General features: G+C 58.1%; 15 protein-coding genes. 5 read left to right on the top strand and 10 right to left on the bottom strand.

Annotated elements, in window-relative coordinates:
• Positions 1-271: 271 nt before the first annotated feature.
• The 3 genes from K3169_RS17620 to K3169_RS17610 all read right to left on the bottom strand — a co-directional run bounded on the left by K3169_RS17620 (position 272) and on the right by K3169_RS17610 (position 4,430).
• Entirely contained in the window at positions 272-2,068 is a 1,797-nt protein-coding gene (locus K3169_RS17620) for a methyl-accepting chemotaxis protein (protein WP_231677105.1), read from the bottom strand.
• A 142-nt stretch (positions 2,069-2,210) separates the two neighbouring features.
• Positions 2,211-3,905, bottom strand: coding sequence for a diguanylate cyclase (locus K3169_RS17615; RefSeq protein ID WP_263267269.1), 1,695 nt, complete (start codon positions 3,903-3,905; stop codon positions 2,211-2,213).
• Between the two features lie 69 nt (positions 3,906-3,974).
• Positions 3,975-4,430, bottom strand: a complete 456-nt coding sequence (locus tag K3169_RS17610) for an NUDIX hydrolase (RefSeq protein ID WP_263267268.1) — start codon at positions 4,428-4,430, stop codon at positions 3,975-3,977.
• A 479-nt stretch (positions 4,431-4,909) separates the two neighbouring features.
• On the opposite strand from K3169_RS17610, the gene K3169_RS17605 reads away from it, so the two are divergent.
• From K3169_RS17605 to K3169_RS17590, 4 genes are all read left to right on the top strand, one after another.
• Complete coding sequence (locus K3169_RS17605; RefSeq protein ID WP_099269412.1) at positions 4,910-5,473, top strand: TRAP transporter small permease; 564 nt, start codon at positions 4,910-4,912, stop codon at positions 5,471-5,473.
• The gene (locus K3169_RS17600) at positions 5,470-6,750 is read left to right on the top strand and encodes a TRAP transporter large permease subunit (protein WP_263267267.1); all 1,281 of its coding nucleotides are present in this window, start codon (positions 5,470-5,472) and stop codon (positions 6,748-6,750) included. Before K3169_RS17605 ends, K3169_RS17600 begins: the two co-directional genes overlap by 4 nt.
• A gap of 50 nt (positions 6,751-6,800) precedes the next feature.
• A complete protein-coding gene (locus K3169_RS17595; RefSeq protein ID WP_027900488.1) occupies positions 6,801-7,826 on the top strand; it encodes a TRAP transporter substrate-binding protein in 1,026 nt (341 codons plus the stop codon).
• Positions 7,827-7,964: 138 nt separating this feature from the next.
• Entirely contained in the window at positions 7,965-9,218 is a 1,254-nt protein-coding gene (locus K3169_RS17590; protein WP_099269415.1) for an OprD family porin, read from the top strand.
• Between the two features lie 765 nt (positions 9,219-9,983).
• Here K3169_RS17590 and K3169_RS17585 read toward each other — a convergent pair.
• The 7 genes from K3169_RS17585 to wecB are packed head-to-tail and all read right to left on the bottom strand — an operon-like array spanning position 9,984 to position 20,675.
• Positions 9,984-10,787, bottom strand: coding sequence for a hypothetical protein (locus K3169_RS17585; RefSeq protein WP_406643943.1), 804 nt, complete (start codon positions 10,785-10,787; stop codon positions 9,984-9,986).
• A gap of 56 nt (positions 10,788-10,843) precedes the next feature.
• Positions 10,844-11,836: an alginate O-acetyltransferase AlgX-related protein gene (locus tag K3169_RS17580; protein ID WP_231665818.1), complete on the bottom strand. Its 993-nt coding sequence runs from the start codon at positions 11,834-11,836 to the stop codon at positions 10,844-10,846.
• Between the two features lie 8 nt (positions 11,837-11,844).
• On the bottom strand, positions 11,845-12,498 hold the full coding sequence (locus tag K3169_RS17575) for an alginate O-acetyltransferase AlgF (protein ID WP_122704014.1): 654 nt from the start codon (positions 12,496-12,498) through the stop codon (positions 11,845-11,847).
• A gap of 8 nt (positions 12,499-12,506) precedes the next feature.
• Positions 12,507-15,074, bottom strand: coding sequence for an NfrA family protein (locus K3169_RS17570; RefSeq protein ID WP_263267266.1), 2,568 nt, complete (start codon positions 15,072-15,074; stop codon positions 12,507-12,509).
• Positions 15,071-17,185 carry a glycosyl transferase family protein gene (locus K3169_RS17565; RefSeq protein ID WP_231677109.1) on the bottom strand — a complete coding sequence of 705 codons (2,115 nt, stop codon included), beginning with the start codon at positions 17,183-17,185 and terminating at the stop codon, positions 15,071-15,073. The genes K3169_RS17570 and K3169_RS17565 overlap by 4 nt, the downstream gene beginning before the upstream one ends.
• Before the next feature lie 12 nt (positions 17,186-17,197).
• Positions 17,198-19,408: a cellulose biosynthesis cyclic di-GMP-binding regulatory protein BcsB gene (locus K3169_RS17560; RefSeq protein ID WP_263267265.1), complete on the bottom strand. Its 2,211-nt coding sequence runs from the start codon at positions 19,406-19,408 to the stop codon at positions 17,198-17,200.
• 34 nt (positions 19,409-19,442) lie between these two features.
• Entirely contained in the window at positions 19,443-20,675 is a 1,233-nt protein-coding gene (wecB, locus tag K3169_RS17555) for a non-hydrolyzing UDP-N-acetylglucosamine 2-epimerase (protein WP_411567053.1), read from the bottom strand.
• Between the two features lie 882 nt (positions 20,676-21,557).
• Between wecB and K3169_RS17550 the strand changes: the two genes are divergently transcribed.
• On the top strand, positions 21,558-23,258 hold the full coding sequence (locus tag K3169_RS17550) for a ShlB/FhaC/HecB family hemolysin secretion/activation protein (RefSeq protein WP_411567005.1): 1,701 nt from the start codon (positions 21,558-21,560) through the stop codon (positions 23,256-23,258).
• The last annotated feature ends 1 nt before the right edge of the window (position 23,259 follow it).

The following is a 23,259-nucleotide window of genomic DNA, read 5'->3' as shown; positions in this document are numbered from 1 at the left end:
CCATACCGAGAGATGAGGACGAATCGGCCGCAGGCAGCACGACATATCCGCCGTAAAAAAGTGCGCACAGGGTAACGGAATTGTTCTCATTCGTCAGTTTTTAGCATTGTGGGAGCCGAGCTTGCTCGCGATAAGGATGAGCGCGATGGACCTCAGATCGCATGCGCCTTATCGCGAGCAAGCTCGGCTCCCACCGGTCCAGCGACCGGCTCAAATCATGGGGCAATATCAAAATCGGCGGCGGGAATTCCCGTGACCCACTGATCAGCAATCACTCCGCCAACAACACCGCCGCATCAAAGCCCATCCGCAGGTTGCCCCAGTGGCGGCCGTCGAAGAAGAAGGGCACGTCGATCTCGGTCATGATTTCGCCGGTGTCGCGCAGGTAGGTTTGAAGCAGGAAGCGTTGGGTGTTGCCCGCCGCGCGCAGGCCGATCGGGTCGGAGAACATGCGTTTGTTGCGGCACACCGGCAGGTCGATGGCGCGGTCACCGGTCGGTGGTTTGGATACCCAGCTGTTGTTCACCGGGCAGTAACCCTTGGTGTCGACGATGAAAGACACCTTGCCGCCTTTGGTGCCCTTGGTCAGCTTGTCGCACTCTTCCTGGCAGACCTGGGCGAAGCGTTCGGTGTAGCTGGTCAGGTACTGCTTGGGATCTGTGCCGGGGATCAGCTTGTAGCTTTGATCAAACAGGTTAAGCCCGCTGCGGTGCAATTCTGCCAGTCGCTCCTGCAAGATGTCCCGGCACTGGCTGGCGCGGGTAATGGCGGCATCCAGCGCGCCATGGCCCAGCACAAACTTGCCGAGCATGGTTTGCACACGTTCGGCAACGCCCGACAGATCACGGGTTGCTGTCGCTGAATGCTGCATGCGTTGGTCAATGGACTGGCTGTCGGCGTAAATCTGCGTTACCCGGTCGTTGATCCCGGTGTTACTTTCCGCGAACTGCAGGATGTGCTCGGCGATATCAGCGAGCTTGCCGTTGGTGGATTCGAAGTCGCCGATCATGCTCTCGAAATGACCCGAAGCGCGTTCTACGACTTTTTGCGTTTCCCGAGCGCTATGGCTGATCTGTGTGGTTTGCTCGTGGGTAGAGCTCACCTCTTTGAGCATGGCGTCGATGTTCTGCGAGATATCGTCAGTGGCTTTGCTGACGTTCTGCGCCAGAGTGCGGACTTCATCGGCGACCACCGCAAAGCCCCGGCCACTTTCTCCGGCGCGGGCTGCTTCGATGGCCGCATTGAGCGCCAGCAGATTGGTTTGCGAGGAAATCTGCTGGATCAGGCCCACGATAGACTTGATACTCGTCGAGCGCTGATTGAGCGCCGACACCAGAGTGCCGAATTCATTGAGGCTGCTGGATATTTCGCTGATGTTACCGGTGACTTCCAGCAATTCGGCGTAGGAGTCGCGGGCCATGCTCAGGTTCTGCGCGGTGGTGCTGGAGATGCCCTGGGTCTGCTGGGAAACCTCCTGGATATTGCCTACCGCCATGTTGCTCTGATCCATCACTTCCTTGGCAAAGCGTGCCTGATGGGTGGCGCTGTCGCTGGAGTCGCTGATGTTTTTCAGCGAGCGTGCCGATTCAACGGCGATGTGTACGGTCAGGGCCTGGACGTTGCTGATGATTTCCCGCTGCTTGCCCAGGAAACGGTTGCAGGTGCTGGCCAGCACACGAATCTCGTCGTGGGTCAGCAGGGGCAGGTCTTTGGACAGGTCGCCTTCACCGTTGGCGATCTCTGCAAGGGCATTGGTCATGTGCGTGACCGGGCGCACGATCAGGTGGCGAAAATACCAGACCATGAAGCTGACCATGAACAGCGTAAACAGCGTGCTGAACAGGATGGCGTTGCTGAGCCCGTTCAGGCTGCCTTCAATCTGGCCGAGCAGGGCAGCGTCCAGTTGTGCGCCGCGTAACTGCTGAACGATGTCTGCACGAATGCTCAAGGCAATCCAGTACAGCAATCCACTGACGGCAACCAGCAGAAAAAGGCTGGAGAGCTTTTTCGTCAGAGAATCGAAAAACTGCATTTCGATGGACTCATACAAGGCCTTGAATGTCCCCATGCCGCTGCTCCTCGGAAAACTTATTAATTATTCTTTAATGGGTAATCTTCGACCGCTGAGGCCAAAGCTTTAACCTGAACGGTCGTAGGCAGCTGTAAACAGAAGCGAACCCGCCAGATTGTCAGCAATCTGACGGATATTTTTATAGGTCCACGGTGGCGTTGCTCGCCACTCTGTTCCGGCCTGACGCCTTGGCATAATAAAGCTGCTGATCGGCCCGCTTGATCAACGCAGTTGTATTGGCATCTGCGGTATCGGCCAGGCCAATACCGATGCTCACGGTCACTTGCCCGACCAGGTCGAAGGTTGCATCGGCAACGGCCTTGCGAATTCTTTCTGCAACAACTTCCGGACTTTCCGCGCCTTCCGGCTCTGGCAGCAATACGGCGAACTCTTCACCGCCGTAACGGGCCACGAAGTCGGTGGCGCGGGTGTTTTCCTGAATGATCTGAGCCAGTTGATGCAACACGTCGTCACCGGTGGCATGGCCGTAGGTGTCGTTGACGTTTTTGAAGTGATCCGCGTCGATGAACAGCAGGGCGAAGGGGCGGCCGCTGCGTTCAAACAGCTGGTTGCATTCGGCAAGCTTTTCGTCAAAGCGGCGACGGTTGTAAACACCGGTCAAGGCGTCATGTGTCGCCATTTTCAACAGGTCGGCATTGGCCTGGGTGAGGGCAGCGGTGCGCTGCTCGACGGTGGCCTCAAGAGACGCGTTGGTGTCTCGCAGTTCGCGTTCCTTGGTCAGCAGCGATTCGGTCATGCTCTGAATGGACTGGCCCAGTTGGGCGATCTCCCGGACCGAATGCGTTTGAGGGAAATCTGCGCCGGGCTGTTTGGCCTCGACCTGTTTGGCAGCCTTGGCCAATTGCTCGATAGGGCGGCTCATGTGCTGCGCCAGGTAGTAAGCGACCAGGCCAAATGCCAGCGCGGCGACCACACCCAGTATCAACAGTTTATAAAACAGGATCCGTGCGGGCTGCAGCGCGGTATCAAGAGGCTGGCGAACCACGATGAACCAGGCCAGATTGGCGGACGGTGGCGTCGGGACCTTCAACACGCTGGACAGATAGTCGGCATTTTCTGTCCATTCTGGGGTGCCGGCTGGCTTCTCGCTGGTGGAAAGTCGCTGCGTTGCCAGCAACTCGGGTCGCTTTTGGCCGATCATCTGTTGTGGATACAGCACCACGCCATCGCCATTGACGATCAGCACTTCAAAATCAGCGGTCGCGCCTTCACGCAGAATGGCCGATTCGACAATTCGGGTCATCCAGCTCCAGTGCACGTGAGCGCTCAGCACGCCAACTACGGTGCCGTCTGCGGTGCTGATCGGGGCAGCAAAATCGATGAAACGCAGCAGTTCGCCACTGGCATTGGCGGGCAGCAGTTTGGCGAGCAATACCGCTTCATGAGGATCGCCGGTATACGGTCCTTGCAATCCGGCCTTGAACCATGGGCGTTCCAGCACGGACTGGTTGACCAGCAGGCCATGCACCGCCTGCCGAACGTTGCCTTTGATATCAGCGACACCCATCCAGGCGTACTCGGAGTGAGACTGGGTGCGCAACTCCATCGACGGCAGAATGTCCGGGTCATCCAGGTTGCCACGTACCAGATGTGGCTCCCGGCTCAGCAGGAATATCTCAAGCTGACGCTCGCGTAACTGAGTGCCCAGCATCATTGCCGCTGACTTGGCGGTGCTCAGCAGCGAACTGCCACTGGCCTGTTTGATTTGCTCCGTGGCGATATGGCCGACATAGAAACCCACACTCAGCAGAGCGAGCAGCGACAACCCGGCGAACCAGAGTGTCAGGTGGCTGCGCAGGCTGGCTATTATCATGGGTGATATCTGGCTATGTGGAATCACGGCATGTTATGCGCAAGTCGTGCCAGCCGCCAGTGGCGTTTTTTAGTTACGTGCTGATGGTTCGGGGCCGTCACCAGAGCGGCTCGACAGATATTCCCTGAGCCGATGCTGAAAGTGCGTTATAGCGACGTTATTCGCCAGGAAAGCCTCTATGGTCGTGACAGCCCAGCGCTGGCCTTCGTTGCCGAAACGTATGTTGGCGAATGTTCCCGACGGAACCTGTGCCACGAAGAACCAGGTATCGAGGCCGCCCAGCCCCTGGCCCGGGTAAACCCGAGTCCAGACGATATGTTCAGGGGCAATGGTCAGCCCAAACTCCTCCTCGGTTTCACGCAGTGCGCACGCCAGCGGCGTTTCTTCGCCCTCGCGTCCACCACCGGGGAGGTCCCAGAGGCCAGGCCACGGAATAGAAGGTGTGTCATCGCGCAGGTAGCTCAATATCAAGCCTTCGCAAAGCAAGGCGATTTTAGCGCCGGAGAATGGCGGATGCTTCGGCATGTCTTGGGGCCTGGTGTGCAACTTCAGGGCGGAGAAGCCGCTTTTAGTCGGATAAATAATCGATAATCGCACGCTTTTGTATTTCGTGAATCGTGCTACTGCGGCTATTTTGATCCGCTTTTTCGAAGGAAATGTCTTCGCAGAGGTTGGTTTTCGAGGAATTTCAAGAATATTCGATACGCATCTTTTCGGATTAAGGGTCGATAACCAACGTTTTTGGATATTGACCGAATTAACCGGTTAGTACATTTTCCATGTCATAAACCTTTGCCATCAGAGCGAAGGGACAATAAAAACAATGGAGCCACCCTCATGCGACCGCAATTACTTGTTCTCGATCCCCCTCTCTGTGCTCGACTGTTATCCCCGAATGTAATGGCTCGCGGCGTTTGCGCGTGCGCACCTCAGACCGGTTCAGCCCGGTAACAGCGATGCCGGGTTAATCGCGTCAGGTTCAGGGTTTCCGCGAGGCAATAATAATGAAAAGAATAGTCGACCTGTATTTCAAGCTGCTCAAGTTGCTCATCGTGCTCTGCATGATTGGCATGCTCGTTCTGGTTTTCGGCAACGTGGTGCTCCGTTACGCCTTCAACTCAGGCATCAGCGTCTCGGAAGAACTGTCGCGCTGGCTGTTCGTCTGGATGATCTTTCTTGGTTCGCTGGTAGCGCTCAAAGAACGTGCGCACATGGGCTTCGACAGTCTGGTGCGTCGTTTGCCGGCGGGTGGCAAGCGTTTCTGTCTGGTGATCGGCCATGTGCTGATGCTCTACATCTGCTGGCTGATTTTCAGCGGAAGCTGGCAACAAGCGGTTATCAATCTGGATGTGGTCGCGCCCGCGTCGGGGCTGTCCATGGCGTTGTTCTACGCGGCCGGGCTGGTCTTCGGTGCCTGTGCTGCGGTCATTCTGTTGTATGACTTGTACCTGGTGTTGAGCGGCAAACTGGCGGACGACGAGCTGGTGATGGTCACTGACAGCGATGCCGCCGAGGAGATCAAGCATATCCATACCCCGTCATCGACCACCGAGAGAACTCACCCATGACTCTGGTTATTTTTCTCGGTTCGCTGATCGCCACCATGGCGCTGGGCATTCCAATTGCTTTCGCCTTGTTGCTGGTGAGCGTGGCGTTGATGGTGCAGCTTGATCTGTTCGATGCGCAGATCATTGCGCAGAACCTGCTCAACGGTGCCGACAGTTTCCCGTTGATGGCCGTGCCGTTTTTCATGCTGGCTGGCGAAATCATGAACGCGGGCGGCCTGTCCAAACGCATCGTCAACATTGCCATGGCATTGGTGGGGCACAAGCGCGGTGGTTTGGGTTACGTGGCTATTCTGGCCTCCTGCCTGCTGGCCTCGCTGTCGGGTTCTGCCGTGGCCGATGCCGCTGCGCTCGCCGCACTGCTGGTGCCGATGATGGTGCGGGCCGGGCACAACCGGGCTCACTCGGCGGGCTTGATTGCGGCAGGGGGGATTATTGCCCCGGTGATCCCGCCAAGCATTGGGTTCATCGTGTTTGGTGTGGCGTCCGGCGTCTCGATTTCCAAGCTGTTTCTGGCCGGGATCGTCCCGGGGATTATGCTCGGCGCTTCGCTTGCAGTGGCCTGGTGGTACGTCTCTCGCAAGGAAGATATCCAGCCGCCTCCCAAGCAGAGTGCTGCGCAAGTCATGCGCGTGTTGATCGAAGGCCTTTGGGCGCTGGGCTTACCGCTAATCATCGTTTTCGGTCTGAAGTTCGGTATTTTCACGCCGACCGAGGCCGCAGTGGTCGCAGCGGTGTACTCGCTGTTTGTGGCATTGGTAATTTACAAGGAGTTGAAGATCAACCAACTGTACGACCTGATCCTTTCGTCCGCGAAAACCACCTCAGTGGTGATGCTCCTGGTCGCTGCAGCCATGGTCTCCGGTTGGCTGGTAACGATCGCCGAGTTGCCTGAGCAACTGGCTGGCGTGCTTGAGCCGTTCATGGACAATCAGACGATTCTCCTGGTCGTGATCATGCTGCTGGTGATTGTGGTCGGCACCGCCATGGACATGACGCCGACGATTCTGCTGCTGACTCCCGTGTTGATGCCCGCGGTGGTCATGGCCGGTATCGATCCGGTGTATTTCGGCGTGCTGTTCATGATCAATTGCGCCATCGGCCTGATCACGCCGCCGGTGGGCACGGTGCTGAACGTGGTGTGCGGCGTGTCCAGAATCAGCATGGATGAAATCATCCGCGGTGTCTGGCCGTTCATGCTGGCGCAGTTTGTGGTCCTGTTTCTGCTGGTGTTGTTCCCTTCGCTGGTGCTTGTACCGCTGAAGTTTTTCACCGGCTGATGTCGGTGGGCATTCCGTAACTCGACTCTAAAAACAATATGGAGAGTGACATGCAAAAACTGATGAAAACCCTGCTGGCAGGTGCCTGCGCCACAGGCCTTCTACTGGGCAGCATGGCCAGCCACGCGGCTGAAATTCGTGAGCGAACCTTGCGCTTCGCGTTCCAGAACGTACAGGAGCATCCTCAGGGGCAGGGCGCACAGAAGTTCGCCGAACTGCTGGCCAAAAGCAGTGGCGGCAAGATCAAGGTCAAACTGTTTCCGGGTGGCACGCTGGGTGGCGACGTCGTCACCGTTTCCGCGTTGCAAGGCGGCACCCTGGACCTGACCGTACTCAACTCCGGCATCCTTGCGGCTCAAGCGCCGGACTTTGCCATGCTGGACTTCCCGTTCCTGTTCAACAACGTCGAAGAGGCTCATGCCGTTATCGACGGCCCGGTTGGACAGAAGCTTGCTGCACAACTGGACAGCAAAGGGCTGGTCAGCCTGGGTTATTGGGATCTGGGATTCCGTAACGTGACCAACAGCAAGCATCCGATCAATAAACTCGAAGACATGCAGGGCCTGAAAATCCGCGTGATCCAGTCGCCGATCTATCTGGACACCTTCAATGCGCTGGGTGCCAACCCGGTGGCGATGGCCTTCCCTGAGGTCTATACCGGCCTGGAGCAGGGCGTAATCGACGGCCAGGAAAACCCGCTCACGGTGATTCAGGGCAGCAAGTTCTACGAGGTGCAGAAGTACATTTCGACCACCGGTCATATCTTCAATCCGCAGTCTTTCATCATTGGCCAGAAGACCTGGAACAAGCTCAATGATGATGAGAAAAAGCTGGTTAAAGAGGCTGCTGTAGAGGCTCAGAAGTATCAGCGAGAAGTCACCGCGAGCAGTATGGCGAGTGCACGTGGTTATCTTGAACAGCAGAAAAACGTTGCCGTGAACGATATTTCTGCTGAAGAGAAAGACCGTTTCCGCGAACGCGTTCAGCCGGTGATCAAGAAGTACTCGGAAAAGCTGGATGGCAGTCTGGTGAAGCTGATGTACGACGAAATCGCCAAGGTGCGTGCCGGGCAGTAAGCCCTGACGACCAACGCCAGTAGCCAAGCCGTCCTGGAATGCCTTTGACGGCTTGCAGATAACTTTCCATCGGCGATGCGAGCCTTTTCAAGGGCGCGCATGGCTGTGCTCGTCCAAATGAAAGTGGGGATAACAAAAATGGCTAAATTAAATACCCTTGCAGCAAGCGTTCTTGGCTTCAGCACCACCGCACTGGGCCTTTCGCTGATTGCGCCGGGAGCGGCGACGGCCGCCGGTTTTGTCGAAGACGCCAAGGTCAATCTGGGCCTGCGCAATTTCTATATCAATCGCAACTTCGTCGATCCTTCAAACCCGCAGAGCAAGGCGGAGGAATGGACTCAGAGTTTCATTCTGGATGCGAAGTCCGGCTTCACTCAGGGCGTGGTGGGTTTTGGTGTTGATGTGCTGGGCATGTGGTCGGTGAAGCTGGACGGCGGTGGCGGTACTTACGGCACTGCTTTGTTGCCACGCCACAGTGACGGACGTCCGGCGGATGACTTCGGTCGATTGGCGGTCGCGGGCAAGGCGCGTATTTCCAAAACCGAGTTGAAGGTGGGGGAGTGGATGCCGGTATTGCCGATCCTGCGTTCCGATGACGGTCGCTCGTTGCCGCAGACCTTTCAAGGCGCGCAGATTACCTCCAATGAAATCGACGGCCTGACTCTGTATGGCGGCCAGTTTCAGGGCAATAGCCCGCGTAACGATGCCAGCATGGAAGACATGAACTTCGGTGGCGGCGTGTCTGACCGGTTCAACTTCGTCGGCGGTGAATACAAGTTCAACCAGAACCGCACCATGGTCGGCCTGTGGGGAGCGGAGCTCAAAGACGTTTACAACCAGCAGTATCTGCAACTGGTTCACAGCCAGCCGCTGGGTGACTGGACGCTGGGCGCGAATCTGGGCTTCTTCAAGGGCGGGGAGGACGGTCGGGAGCTGGCCGGTAAGCTGGATAACAAGACGTACTCGGGGCTGTTCTCGGCTAAGTATGGCGCTCATGTGTTCTACGTGGGTTTGCAGAAAGTCAGTGGCGACACGTGGATGCGGGTTAACGGCACCAGTGGCGGCACCCTGGCCAACGACAGCTACAACGCCAGCTTCGACAACGCTGAAGAACGTTCATGGCAACTGCGCCACGATTATGATTTCGCCGCGCTGGGCGTCCCGGGCCTGACCCTGATGAACCGCTACATCAGCGGTGACAACGTCAGAACATCGGCCACCAATGATGGCAAGGAATGGGCCCGGGAAACCGAACTGGCCTACACCATCCAGAGCGGTGTGCTGAAAAAGCTCAACCTGAAGTGGCGCAACTCCACCATGCGTCGTGATTTCAGCAACAACGAGTTCGATGAAAACCGCCTGATCATCAACTACCCGTTGTCAATTTTGTAAGGCTACAAATGTCAGGTTGGAATGCCATTCCCTTTTAGGGGCGGGCGGACGGCATTCCCACTTGCCCACGATAAACGATAACGTGGTCTGCCTTGAAACTACGACACATGCATCGCGGGCAAGCCTCGCTCCCACAGGGTTTTGCGTCTTGCCTGGGTTACCGGTGGGAGCGAATTCATTCGCGAAGAGGCCGGTGCATCCGCAGCCTATGTTTGCCCTGAAACACCGCCTTCCCGAATGAATTCGGTCCTACCGGTTTTGCATCTGGCCTGAGTTACCGGTAGGAGCGAATTCATTCGCGAATAGGCCAGTACAGACGCCGCCCATGTTTGGTCTGAAACACCGCCTCCCCGAATGAATTCGCTCCCACCGATTCTGCGTCTTGCCTGAGTTACCGGTGGGAGCGAATTCATTCGCGAAGAGGCCAGTACAGACGCCGCCTATGTTTGCCCTGAAACACCGCCTTCCCGAATGAATTCGGTCCTACCGGGTTCTGCGTCTTGCCTGGGCTACCGGTAGGAGCGAATTCATTCGCGAAGAGGCCTGTACAGACGCCGCCTATGTTTGGCCTGAAACACCGCCTTCCCGAATGAATTCGGTCCCACAGGGTTTTGCGTCTTGCCTGGGCTACCGGTGGGAGCGAATTCATTCGCGAAGAGGCCAGTACATCCGCAGCCTGTGTTTCGCCGAAATACCGCCTCCCGAATGGATTCGGTCCTACCGGTTCTGCGTCTGGCTCAAGTGACGGTTATGCACCCGCCAGCCTCACTTCAACAGCTGTTTCACCAAATCTGGTGTCACGTAATGCGGGCCGTCGAACAGGTAGAGCGGATAGCCGTCATACGCTTCCAGTTGCGGTTTCAGCTCTTCGGCAGTGGCGGAGCGGAAACCGCCGCCGTATTGCGGCCTGAAAGCCTCGGCGATGATTCTGACGCGATCCTTGCCCAGTCGGTCGCGCATGGCGTCGGCGTAAGTGCGAGCCACCGGAGCGGTGCGGGCATAGACGCCGACGCCGTCCTGAAAGAACACACCAATGTCATCCGGCAACCACTGCTTGAGCCAGTCAGCGGTCGCAGCGGGGCCGATATTGGCACCGTCGTAAACACTGATCCAGAGTGGTCTAGGCAGTTTGGCCAGCAAGGCGGGCAGGTCTTTGGCCTTGGTCCAGCTTGGATCGACTTCAGCAGGGAAGTAATAACCCGTGACATGCAACGGCAAAGACAGCCTGGCAATGCTCTCCGAGAGTTTCGCCAATTGCTCGACGTTGTCCCGAGAGCGATTTTCGCTGAAATACCCGGCCAGACCGATGATGACGTCTTTGGCCCATGGCTCTTTGCCGATGCGTGCCCAGTCCGGCATCACCGGTACGGCAGGCAGGCCGGTACCGGGAATGAACGCCTGATCATCGACCACCGTCCACTGCACCAGCAGTTCCCGCGCGCCGAGCTTGTGCCAGTCGCCCTTGATGCCAACCGTGGCATTGTCCGGTTGCCAGACCATCCCGACGATGCCGGGTTTCAATGGTTTTACTGCGTTGGTAATCAACATGGCGATCCCTGTCCCTATCATGGCTGCAAGCAGCAGAGCGGTCAGAGTCGCACGGTTCAGGGGCCTTCCCAAAATCCTCAAGGGAGTGCCTGCTTGATGCGCTGATGCCACTGGCTCAACGACACTACGCCTTTGGCGTTCCAGTTGGCTGACGCATCAGGGCCTTGATGGAACTGCCCCTCGTTGAATTGCCAGACGATGACTTGAGGTTTGTGCTGGGCAAAATCCGGGGATTGCAGATATTGCAGCAGGGTAGCCCAAGGGCCGACATCACCGGGGTTCCAGGTCAGCGTGACGGGACGATCCAGCGCGTTGGACAGCTTCTGAGTGAAACCCAGATAAGGCTGCACAAAGCTGTTGCCGATAACCTGTACAGGCGCTGGAGCATCATCGATCAGCAGGTCTTTTTCCACCTGATGCCGCACGGTGTAAATGTCCCGGCCAATGGCTTTACGTTTGATGGCTGGCAGGAAGTTACTTGCCAGGTCACCAAAGGCGCGTTTGTCGAACCACTCACCCAACACGGCGCCGCCACCAGGTTCGCCTTGCAGCTTATAGCGCTGGTTTATGAGCCGGGCCGTCGCATCAGCGGTGTTTTCGGCGCTCCAGGCGGTCCAGTGATAGTCGGCCCGGTAGAACGCGGTGTGATCACCTTGTTCGGTCTGTTGCAGGATCGGCTTGATGTTAAGCGTGGTCAGGCCCGCTTTGCTCATCGCGCCCTGCAACTGATCGTAGCGTTGTGCAACAGCGGGACTCAGTGGCTGGTCAGCCGGCAGGCGTTGCGCATAAAACGGCGCTTTCATCGGCACCACCAACACAACCAGAGCGATCTTGTTGCGCTCCAGTTGCTGTTGCAGGTCCTTGATCAAGGCGATGCTGCGAGTCGTACCGGCATTGTCGACCTTGGTCAGGCTTTCCCAGGCCGGAAACAACCAGCCGTCCTTGCCGGTGATCACTGCCGAGGCTGCCTGCGCGGGCTGGCTGGAAACGCCCAGCAGCATCGCGGCGAGCATGGCCGATAACGGCAGACGGCGAGAGGGGCGGGTGTTCGTCGCGGGGACTGCTTTCATAAGCTTGATCATGGCGCAGTCTGATCGACGAGGCCCACCAGACGCGGGGTCTGACCAGAGCCGATCAGGAACAGGCTGTAGCGATCACCGGCCTTGAACGGTTCAAGTTTGAACGGCAGGCTGGCGCTCTGACCACAACTGGCAATCAGGGTCGCCTGCACCGGATTGATGGTGCGCTGCGCCTGACCTTTCAACGGCAGCTGACTGAATACAGTCGAGCCGTTGGCCAGTTTGATGTCGGCCTTGTCACAGCCATTGCTCAGGTTGTAAATGTTCAGCTCGGCGCGCAAATCCTTGCCACGCACGGGCGGATCAATCACCACGCGCGGCGCAGCAGCAGGGTTGCTGTCGAGGATCAGGGTGACAAAAGCATTGGCCGGAGCCTTGAGGTCTTTTATCTCCCGACCATTCACCGTCAGGCGCAAAGGCTGACGGCCATCGACTACCTGAAACGGGCTTGCCAGCGCTGACTGGGCAGACAGATTGAAGCTCGTGCCCTGATCAATGCGGACCTGCATCGTGGAGTCGGTTGGATTGACCACCCGAACCCAGGCCGAGCCTTCCGGTAATTTGGATTCGTACAACTGAGCAATTTCAGATGCGGCGTGGGCTGTTGTGGCGGCCAGGCTCAAGCCCAGCCACACGCAGATTCGAGGGTACATATCAGTCCTCAGTAAGAGTAAGTCAGTCGGGCAAACACGCCTTTGGCGCGATCATCGCCAGACACTTTCACTCGATATTGCAGAGAAAAATCCACGTAAGAGCGTGGCGCGTTGTACGCGTCTTCACGGAACCAGTAGCGCACGTTATTACCCACACCAACGCCCGCGGCGTGGCCTGAAGAGTAATCCGCACGGCCATTGGAGCCGGTTTCGCTATTCATTTTCGAGTCGTAATCGTAGGCCGCCACGACATGCGGGAAGGTGACCCAGCGCGAGCCCGTGCCACCGATGGCATAGCTGCGGCCGCCTTGCCATTCGCTGTTGAAGTAGTTGCGCGAATCATTGACGTAGTGCCCGGCCTCGGCGAACAGTTGCGAAGTCCACCAGCTTGGCGTATCGACGCGCAGATCAGTGCCAATGCTGGAGCCATAGCCCAAGCGCAGCAGCCAGTCGCCGTCGACATTGGACGAGCCCAGCGGGAAGGTACGCTCTGCTGCCGCCATGACGTTCAGTGACGAGAACGGTTTGATCCGAACACCCAATGCGCCCTGGAGCGCGTCCATGCCGGTGTCGGAGTCGCTGTTCTTGGCCCACAGGGTGTCGGTGATCCGCCCGTAAAGCTCAACGAAACGTGCGTTGCGATAACCCAGCGGACGCCACGACAGTTCAGTACTGTTTTGCAGGCTGTCGTTGCTGCTGCCGCCACTTCCGCCGTTGCCATTGCTGCCGGTGCTCGGCGCAGAACTCAAGCCGCTGCTGGAGCTGTTACCGCGATAACTGGTGGTGCTGATCAGGCCCCAGGTGCGCGAGACATCGGCGACTGCGCGACGGGTATCGAACAGCTGTTGCGCAGGCATGTCCAGGGCACCGGCATTCTGTGCATCGATCACCCGCTTGAAGTAGCCCACCGCCTGCTCGTCATCGTTGACGCGCATGGCGTTGTAAGCCGCATCCTGTGTCGCCGTTGGCGGCAGCGGGGCTTCGGCGTCAGCCTTGCGAAATGATTCATGCGCCGCGTCGTCGTCACCGGCCTGTACCGACAGGTACGCAACCTGAAGGTTGCTCATGCCCTCCAGCTCACCGGCATCGCGCGATTGCTGCAAGCGTTCGCGTGCGGTCTTGCGTTGGCCCAATGCAGCGTAAAGGCTGGCTTCTTCGTACGTGGGCAGGCTGCCCAGTGCCAAGGCCTGGGTGAAGTCTTTGCGTGCTCCGGCATCATCTCCGGTTTGTTGGCGCAGACGACCGCGTTGAGCCAACAGGCGAGCGTCGTCGCCATTGGCGGCAATGCCTTCACTGGCGGCGTCGATGGCTTCCGGGAGGCGCTTCTGTTCGGTCAGAGCACTGACCAGAAGGCTGCGATAGGCCGGATTTTGCGGTGCACGACGAATCGCTTCCTGGGCGAGGGTCGCAGCCGAAGCAGCGTCCTTGCGCGCCAGTGCTGCATAGGCCTGCACCGCGGTGTCGGTCCCGGCATCGCGCTGGTTACCCGGCCAGATATCACAGATCAGACCGAAGGCGCTTTCCTGGCAGTTCAACGCGGGGGCAGGGAAGCGAACCGCTGTTTTCAGGCCATTGCTTTTTTGTCGCGCCACGACTTGTGCAGCGGCACGACGACGGGCAACTTCGCCGCCTTCGTCTGGCTTCAATTGTTGCAGCTGGTCGAGTGCTTGTTGCGGGTTGCCGTTGGCCAGGGCCAGATCGGCTGCGAAGAAGCGAATCTCGCGTTCTTCGGAATCCAGCAAACCCTCGATGGCCAGGGCCCGATTCAGGTCGGCCTGTGCGGCCTGGGTTTTGCCCTGGCGATCCAGTGCGTAGCTGCGCAGGATCCAGGGTGCAATTTCACCGTCGTCCTGAGCCAGCGCGGCGGTAGCGGCTTTTTCGGCTGCCGGATAGTCCTTGGAAGCAAGGAGGGCGCTGATCAGCAGTTGCTGATTTGCACTGATTTCCGGCGCCCAGCCGACAGCCCTTCGGGCCTGTTCAACTGCCAAAGGCAGGTTGTTCTGTTCCAGCGCACGATAACCGGCGATGGACAGCGGTGCGGCAATCTGACGGCGAATAGCTTCGCGGCGCATCAACAGTGCGTCGTCGTCCGGGAACACCCGCAGCGCTTCGGTGGTCGCCTGATCGGCTTCGACCAATTGCTGCTGGCGTTGCAAGGACTCGATCAGCAACAGCCGGTAATCCATGCGCTTTGGGGCCAGGGCGATGGCTTTACGAGCGGACTGCGCGGCGAGGCCGAAGTCGTCGCGGTCGTAGGCTTTGAACGCCTGAGAGGCAACGCTGAAACCCGGAGCGGGCTTCGCCTGCGGATAACGACGAGGGTTATCACGCGCCTCTTTATCGCGCTGCGCCAGTTCGATCAGCCGATTCAAGCGGGTCACGTCTGCGCGCTGACGCAAAGCCTCGCGGGCTTTGGCAATCGCCAGGTCGTAATCCTTGCGTTCGTAGGCGCTGTAGGCTTCGTTCGCCGCTTGATAGGCGGGGCCGGTCAGCGGCAGCGGCAGTGCTTCGGCGTAGCTTAACGCTGGCAGCAGGCTTGCACCGGCGATTACAAGGCTCAGCAGTGAGCGTTTCATAATGCCGGCTCCGGCTGATAATGGCTGTGCTGACGGGCAACCGCCTGTTCGATGGTTGCGCGAGGCAGCACGCCGATATCCACGAGGTAATCACCGATACGACCATGTTGCTGTGGTTTGTAGTGCAGCATCGCATCGTTGAACACGTTGCGATCCAGCAGGCCCATTTCGATCAGCAGATCACCCAGCAGTGGTGCGCTGGCATGCGGCAAGGCGCGATCATCCGGTGCATCAAGTTGACGCAACTGATTGATGATTTCGCTTTCCCGAGCGATCAACTGCACAGGCTCGCTGCCCAGTTGCGCGCTGACCTGCTCAAGTCCTTCGGCTGACAATGGGCTGGCCACGGCAATTTGCTGACGGCCCTCAGGGCTCAGGCCAACAGGCACTGCCCGCCAGCGCAAGGCAAATTCGTCGGCCAGCGCAGGCTCTGCACGCTCAGCCTTGGCGGCCACGTCGAACACCCGCGGCAAGTCGTTCTGGAAGGCAATGGCTTCGGCCAGGGTTTCATCGTCCAGCCAGCCGTTATTGAGCAAAATGCGCCCCAACGGCAGTTGGCGAGTCTGTTGTTCGGCCAGTGCGCTTTCCAGATTGGTGTCGTTGATCGCTTGCCATGACAGCAGCACGCTGCCCAGTTTGCGTGGAGCAACCGCTACAAGGTCAGTGGACGGGAAGTCATGCATGGTTTTGTCCCAGACCAGCTTGCGGTTCATCACCTTGCCAACGATAAACATCTTCCAGGCACGGGAAGCGGCCATGAAGTTGACGAAATTGCCGACGACCATGCGTGGGATAGACAGCAGCGCATGCTGCCAGCCGTACAACACACCGGTGAAATAGCAGCGGTGAATGACGCGCCAGGCCAATGCAATACCGTTGGCCAGCAACAGGTATTTGATCCAGCCGTTGGCTTCGAACGGGGTAGGGAAGCTCACATCCCACACGCCGCTTTGACGCAGGATGATCAAGACCAGCAGTTGCACCAGAATCAGGTACGCAATGATGCTGACGAAAGCCGTCACAACACCTTTGCGGTCACGGAACAGCAAATAACGGTTGGCCAGCGAACCGGTCCAGCCCATCTGCTCCCAGCCTTGCAGGCCGATACCCAGTGTCCAGCGGGCTTTCTGACGAAATGCGGTGCGGAACGTATCGGGGAAGAATTCCCGTACGCACAACGGCATTTTCAGTGTCGATTCGTAAGGCTTTCTGAACCACGATTTACGCAGCACCCGGTATTCCACCGGGAAGCGCACGAAGATCGCGTTCATGCCGACTTTGGACAGGCGAGCGCCTACATCATAGTCCTCGGTCAGGCTGTCGGTGTTGAACGGCATGTTCTGGGTTTCCCCGGCCAGCACCTGCAATGCCCGATGCGAAAAACATGTGCCGACACCGGCGGAAGGCACGGTGTCGCTCATGCTTTCACGCACCACAAGGTCCTTGCCGTGCCATTCGGCAAACTCGTCCATGTAAGTGCCCGCAACCCATTCGTACCAGTTGCGTTCCAGTGAAACCACCGGTAGCTGGATCATGTCCTTGCGCGGCAATAAGTAGTTGAACAGACGCAATTCCAGCGGGTGCAGCACGTCTTCACTGTCATGCAGGACCACGCCAGCGAAGGTCATGCCGTGGGTTTTTTCGTGAAGGAAGATCGCCTGAATCACCCAGTTAAGGCAGTCAGCCTTGCAGGTCGGCCCGTCGTGCGGGACTTCTACACGGTGCAACTGCTTGTAACGGCGACGCATGCGTTCCACTTCGTCGATGGTGCGCTGATCATTGATGTAGGTGCCGACAAAAACCACGTAGTTCTGGTAGTCCAGCGTCGACACCATGTTCTCGATCATCGGTGCGATGACGTCGTATTCCAGCCACGCCGGAACCATGATCGCCAGGGGTTGCTCATCCCGGGCGAGCAGCTGGTCGGCGGTCAGGGGCCGGTATTTGCGCCCTGCGGTGAAGCTGCGGAATATCCGGCGAGACCAGTACCACAGGTCGATGAACAGATCGTCCAGGCTGGAAATCAGGATCAGCACCGCGATCACGATCGTGGCGACTTCCAGAACGCTGTAGTAGTGGGCCAGCCAGTAAGGCCAATAAAGCGACGTCATCTCAGGTTCCCGTTATTGACGATTGCGACGGGCGCTACGGCCAGCCAGCAACAACACGAGGAACAACAGAATGCCGCCCGGAATCAGCCACAGCAGGGAAGGCGTGCGCCATGCATCCAGACCTTTAGGCTCGTCGTCATCAATCATGCGGCTGCCGTTCGGGTCTTTGCTGTCCAGTGTGGTCAACACACCGTTGTTGCCCAGCACGCTGGTATCGCCGCGGGTCAACAGGATTGGTTTGGCGAACTGCGGAGCATCGCTGCCCAGCGCCTGATAGATCAGACCACGCTGACTGCCGGACTCAACCACTTGCAGCGAGGCAAGGTTGTTCAGCTGGGTGACATCCAGCAAGACTTTATCTTTGTCGTTGATGCGCAGGCGGCCCTGGTCATCGACTTGCAGCGCTTGCTTGCTGTCGGCGACTGGCAGTGCGAAAGCCAGGAAGGATTTTTCCGGCTTGACCGCGGTTTTCGGGTCAGCGCTGACCTTCAATTGCGCGCGCAGTGGCGAAACACCGGTGGCGCTGGCGACTGAAATCACTTGCGGCAAGCTGCTGGCCGGGTGATCAAGCCAGGTTTGCGGGACCAATACCTGAGTATCAACCGCGAAGCGTGCAGCCATGCCTGCGAAGTCATCACTTGGCGTGGTTTTTTCGAGGACGATGTGGCTGGTCGGGCGTACCGAAACCGGGAACGCCTGTGGCGTTTCCAGGCAGCGATCGCTGACCGGCTGACGCTGGAAGGAAACGCGCAGGACGTTGGTCGAACCCAACGCATAACGCGGAATGCGCGCTTCGATGCGTTGCTTCTCGCCCGTGGTATCAAGCTGCTGCGCGCCGATCAGGTAATCATTGAGGAACACCGAAGCGACCGGAGCCGTGTCCGATGCGCCAGGTGCGGCAGCGATATCAATCACCGCTTTGACCGGCAGACGCCCGTCATAAGCCACGGCGCCCAACGGGAACGAGGCGCTCCAGTCAGCCTTGGCCAACACGTCGATAGTGCCCGGCTGACCGCCCAGTCGCGACAGCGCTACACGGCCATCGGTGTCCAGCGGAGCCTGAGCTTCGCTGATGGACAACTGGCGGGTGCGGGCCAGTTTGTTCCAGGCCGAGCTGAACATGGTCAGCGCTTTGGTAGTGGCGTCCGGTGCAATCATCAGCATCGGGCGGCTGCCCAGCAATGCCAAACGCACGTTTTCCTTACCGGTTTTCTGGCCAGCGTTGATGTGACGCTCACGCCATTGGTTAAATGCGTCTACCGCAGTCGCGTCGCGGCCTTGAATCTGCGCTTGCAAGGCATCCAGCGAATCGTTGATTGCTTTCAGCAACTGCGGATCATTGATTGCCAGGTCAGCCTGTACGTTTGGCGTCTGGCCCAGTACCAACAAGGCACCGATCTGTGCCGGGTCGCTCAGGGTTTGCGTGCCTTTGCCATTAAGGCTGGCGAAGGCCGGGATGTTCAGCAGCTCGGCCGGGATACGCAGAGCGCTCAGGTCGACGCTGTCCTGCAAAGCAGGGAAGGGCAGGATGCGCGCGTGCTTGCCTATACGCTCCAGAGCCACACCGATACGCCATGCCGCGTCGTAGCTTTCAGCAGACAGGCTGCCTGGAGCAACCATGATGCCTGGCTTGCCAGGGAGTGCATTCCACGCCGCGCCGATGTCCTGCAGATCATTGGCGTCGTAGCTGTAGGTCAGACGGGTCGCCGGATCGATGCGCAACACATTGCCGATCACGCGTTCGTCTTCGCACAGCACGCGGGAAACGATCGACGACCAGGCGACGCCCAATCGCACCGAACCGCTGTCGCGGGCGGCCTTGTCAACGCCCAGGGTAGCGCTGGCTTTGCCTTGCGGCTCGGTCAGGCCTTCGGCGCGTACCGGGAAGCCGTCCAGCGACAGCAACATGGTGTTGCGTCCGCCTTCGCCGTTCAGGTAGCTGGCGTCGAATTGCAGGGTTGCGTCAGTCAGCGGTACACCGGCCGGAACCGGAAGATACAGCTCGCGGCGCGAGTCAGTGGAGCCGAGGATGATCGGCGCATCGATACCCAGATCGCTGAGACGGATCTCGCGCTGCTGTTGGGTATCAGTGTTCAGCCGGTTGATTGCCTGAGTGAGCGGGCTGTCCGCGGCCAGGGCGAAATTCGGCATGAGCGCGAGCAGGCTCACGCCACAGGCTAGGGCGCTGAGCGCGCCCGATTGGGTGGCAACGGAAGACTTCATTCAGGCAGATCTCGGGCTGTTAAGGGGCGAATGTTTATTGGAATTTGGAAGCCGGACGGGTGAATTCCGGATTCGGAATCATCAGGGGCAGTTCAATGTCTCGCGACGATTTGCCCACCACGAACTCATGCATGGGTCTGCCCAGCAGAACGTCGACAATCCGGGAGCTGGCCTTGCCATCGCCATATGGGTTGGCCGCCTGGGAGGCGCGACGCCACAGCAGGTCATCGTCGTACAGGGCCGCAACGCCACTGATGATGGATTCTGGCGCAGTACCGACCAGTCGAACGGTGCCAGCCGCAACAGCTTCAGGGCGTTCGGTGACGTCACGCATCACCAGCACTGGCTTGCCGAGGGAAGGGGCTTCTTCCTGCACGCCGCCCGAGTCGGTGAGGATCACGTGGGCACGTTGCATCAAGCGCACAAAGGCCAGATAGTCCAGCGGTTCGATCAGATGTACGTTATCCAGGCCGCCCAGATGCTCGTTGACCGGGCCTTGAACGTTAGGGTTCAAGTGCACGGGGTACACGATCTGGATGTCTTTACGGCTGGCCAACTGACGCAGCGCCTTGCAAATATCAAGGAAGCCGTCGCCAAAGTTCTCACGGCGGTGGCCGGTGACCAACAGCACCTTGCGGCCTGGCTTGATGAACGCAAACTGGCTATCAAGACTGTCACGCAGTGCGTGGTCCTGATCAATACGGCTGGCCGTCATTTGCAGGGCATCAATAACCGTGTTGCCAGTAACAAACGAGCGACCTTGCAGACGCTCACTCAACAAGTTGGTGCGGGACTCGAAGGTCGGCGCAAACAACAGGTCGGCGCCTAGGTCGATGCAGCGACGGTTCATCTCTTCCGGCCACGGCGAACGAATATCACCGGTGCGCAGGCCAGCTTCAACATGGCCTACCGGAATACGACGGTGGAACGCTGCCATCGCTGCGACCATGGCCGAGGTGGTGTCGCCATGCACCAGAACGCGGTCCGGCTGGAGCATTTCCAGTATCGGATCAATCGCGCCATAAAGAGCAGACGTCAGCGTATTAAGAGTCTGATTGGGCCTCATCACGTCGAGACTGAAATCAGGCGTGAGGTCGAACAGATCCATCACCTGCTTCAGCATGCTTTGATGCTGGCCGGTGACGCAGATCTGGGAGTGGACGCCAGATTCCGCCGCCAGTGCTTTAACCAGCGGAGCCATTTTTATGGCTTCGGGACGCGTGCCGAAGATCGATAGGACCTTAATCCTTGATTCACTGCGAGCGATGATGCCCTCCTCGCGCAATTTTCTTGCGCCGCACAAGTAGACAGCTCAAAGCCTGATGGCATTTTGAGCAAACTACCGAATAGTTTTTAGGCCGGGGTTAAATCGGAAGGAAGCTGATTATTCACTTCGTGTGAGATGGCGCATTGCCTTGCTCCCCGGAACTGGGCCGATTATTAGCAGCATTCGCGGTGGGCGCAAAGTTATAAATGATGTTTTTAAGAATAATTTCAGAGGGCGAAACTTTTACATTTGTAACGAGTCTTTAACAGGTTTTGTTCGGTGTTGTTGCGAGGGAGTCAAGAGCGTCTTACTTTTGTTAACTATCTGTTTTTAATGGTTTTTATTATTTTTACAAACCATTCGTCAATTGCGATTGAATCTTTTCAGTGGTGCGGTGTCGGCCTGAATTCATGTATGAATTCCAAGTCGTTTGGCTGACGCCTGTATATTGTCGTTAATGCAGAGTGTCCGACAATATCGAAAGAACCACAAGCAAAGTTTAATAATGGTTTGAACGGGTCTGATAAATGCCGGTCTGCCCGCGCTCATAATGAGGTTGTCACTCATATGAGGGTAATCACAGGACGGCTTTAATAGCAAACGAATGGTGCTGAAACTGTTGACTGCTGCGACATCACGACAAATAGAAATGAAGCGTTCAATACACCGATGCCGCGACCTGCTGATCAGACATCCTGTCTGGACTTCAAAGTCGGACAGCTCAGTCCGCTCGTGAAAGCTTCGATTTAGGCCGGACCTGAGGCCTGTAGTAACTATGTATCGGCTGTGTATCAGGCTAGAACATTAATATTGACGTCAAAGTAATGGCTGCCTATTATCGCGCCGTTTTGCGATATCAATGCGCCACCACATGGACGTCACGTGTATTTTTCCGCTACAAAACTTGCTGCGCTTCTGGCGCTTTTGGCATTGCCATTCATAGTCTATGGCGCCCCGACACCGGGTGAACAAGACGTTATTCGTGACCGTCAGGACCGCCTGCTCGAAGAACAGCGCCGCCGCCTTGAAGAGCTCAAGGATTTGCCTGGCAGCCAGAAGGCACCATCCGCCCCCGCGGCTCCGGTCGATACACGCTGCTTCCCGATTAAAACCATCCAGCTCAAAGGCGCTGACTCGTTATCAATTCGCGAGCGTGACGCGCTGCTTGAGCCTTTCGTTGGGCAATGTCTGGGCGTTGCTCAGCTCAATGGCGTGCTCAAGGCCATCACGGATCATTACCTCGCCAAAGGGCTGGTAACCACCCGCGCTTACTTGCCGCAGCAGGACCTGTCCCAAGGCACGCTCGAAGTGCTGGTCGTGGAAGGCAAGCTGGAAAGCCTCAAGGGCGAAGCGGGCAGTGGCCTCTCGGAGCGGGAACTGGCGATGGCCTTTCCAGGGCGGGAAGGGCAAGAGCTGAACCTGCGCGAGATCGAGCAGTTGCTCGACCAACTCAACCGCTTGCCGTCCAATCAGGCGCAGATGGAGTTGGCTCCCGGCAATGCGGTGGGCGGCAGCACTGTGTTGGTGAAAAACACCCCGCAAAAGCCATGGCGTGCTTCGTTGGCGCGGCACAACGACGGCCAGAAAAGCACCGGTGAACAGCAGTGGGGCGTAGGGCTGGATTGGGACAGCCCGTTGGGGCTGGCTGATCAGTTGAACCTGCGGGGTGGGCATGACGCGGTCAGCGACCATAGGCGCACTTATCAAAGCAACATGCTCAATTACAACCTGCCGTGGGGCTGGTGGAACTTCAGTTACTCCTACAGCGACAGCGAATACCGCACCCTTGGCCAAGGCGCTGGCTTCGACTTCAAATATACCGGCGAAAGCCAGACCCACCAGTTGCGCGCCGAGCGTGTGATCCATCGTGACGCCAAGAGCAAGACGGCCTTGAGTGCAGGCCTCAGCCACTTGCGTACCCGCAACTTCATCGAAGACAGCGAACTGGCCAACGGCAGTCAACGCATCACTGAAGCACAGTTCGGTGTCAGCCACGGTCGTGTGGTGGGCAGCGCATTCGCCAACCTTGAGCTGGGCATGCAGCAGGGCATTGGTGCCTTGGATGCCATGGGCGAGGAGCGCCGCGCCAGTAACGAACCCACCGCCCGCTACCGCAAATACACCGCGACCCTCAGCTACCTGCAGCCTTTCCAGATCGGTGAAGAGCGCTTCACTTTCAGCAGCCTCGCTACCGGCCAGCGCAGCGAAGACATGCTCTACAACAGCCAGCGCTTCAGCGTCAGCGGTCAGTCAGCCGTTCGCGGCTACAAGGATCAGTTTCTTTCCGGCGACAGCGGTGGCTACTGGCGCAACGACTTGCGCTGGACCCGCCCTGTCACCCTCGACTGGTTGCAACCGGTGCTGCAGCAATACGGCGTCGGGGTCGGCTATGACCAGGGCGTCATTCGCCGTGATGACAACAGCGGCGGGCAGAACGGTCGGGTGTCCAGCAACTCTCTGGAACTGTTCGCTCGCGGCAAACACGTGTCCGCCAGCGTGACGTTCGCTCACTCACTGGAGCGACCTGTGGCACTGAGTGAGCGTGAAGCTCCGATCTATTTCCGCCTCGAACTTCTTCTCTGAT

This window comes from Pseudomonas phytophila, assembly GCF_025643095.1.
GTDB lineage: Bacteria > Pseudomonadota > Gammaproteobacteria > Pseudomonadales > Pseudomonadaceae > Aquipseudomonas > Aquipseudomonas quasicaspiana.
Note: the sequence above shows the minus strand (reverse complement) of the source record. Positions and strands in the feature narration are given on the sequence as shown.

What these genes read in the sequence shown, in the direction of transcription:
- K3169_RS17565 (WP_231677109.1), bottom strand. Translation starts at nt 17,185, where the DNA reads ATGACGTCGCTTTATTGGCCTTACTGGCTGGCCCACTACTACAGCGTT.
- K3169_RS17580 (WP_231665818.1), bottom strand. Translation starts at nt 11,836, where the DNA reads ATGAAAGCAGTCCCCGCGACGAACACCCGCCCCTCTCGCCGTCTGCCG.
- K3169_RS17570 (WP_263267266.1), bottom strand. Translation starts at nt 15,074, where the DNA reads ATGAAACGCTCACTGCTGAGCCTTGTAATCGCCGGTGCAAGCCTGCTG.
- K3169_RS17600 (WP_263267267.1), top strand. Translation starts at nt 5,470, where the DNA reads ATGACTCTGGTTATTTTTCTCGGTTCGCTGATCGCCACCATGGCGCTG.
- K3169_RS17620 (WP_231677105.1), bottom strand. Translation starts at nt 2,068, where the DNA reads ATGGGGACATTCAAGGCCTTGTATGAGTCCATCGAAATGCAGTTTTTC.
- K3169_RS17590 (WP_099269415.1), top strand. Translation starts at nt 7,965, where the DNA reads ATGGCTAAATTAAATACCCTTGCAGCAAGCGTTCTTGGCTTCAGCACC.
- K3169_RS17560 (WP_263267265.1), bottom strand. Translation starts at nt 19,408, where the DNA reads ATGAAGTCTTCCGTTGCCACCCAATCGGGCGCGCTCAGCGCCCTAGCC.
- K3169_RS17575 (WP_122704014.1), bottom strand. Translation starts at nt 12,498, where the DNA reads ATGTACCCTCGAATCTGCGTGTGGCTGGGCTTGAGCCTGGCCGCCACA.
- K3169_RS17595 (WP_027900488.1), top strand. Translation starts at nt 6,801, where the DNA reads ATGCAAAAACTGATGAAAACCCTGCTGGCAGGTGCCTGCGCCACAGGC.
- K3169_RS17585 (WP_406643943.1), bottom strand. Translation starts at nt 10,787, where the DNA reads ATGATAGGGACAGGGATCGCCATGTTGATTACCAACGCAGTAAAACCA.
- K3169_RS17615 (WP_263267269.1), bottom strand. Translation starts at nt 3,905, where the DNA reads ATGATAATAGCCAGCCTGCGCAGCCACCTGACACTCTGGTTCGCCGGG.
- K3169_RS17605 (WP_099269412.1), top strand. Translation starts at nt 4,910, where the DNA reads ATGAAAAGAATAGTCGACCTGTATTTCAAGCTGCTCAAGTTGCTCATC.
- K3169_RS17610 (WP_263267268.1), bottom strand. Translation starts at nt 4,430, where the DNA reads ATGCCGAAGCATCCGCCATTCTCCGGCGCTAAAATCGCCTTGCTTTGC.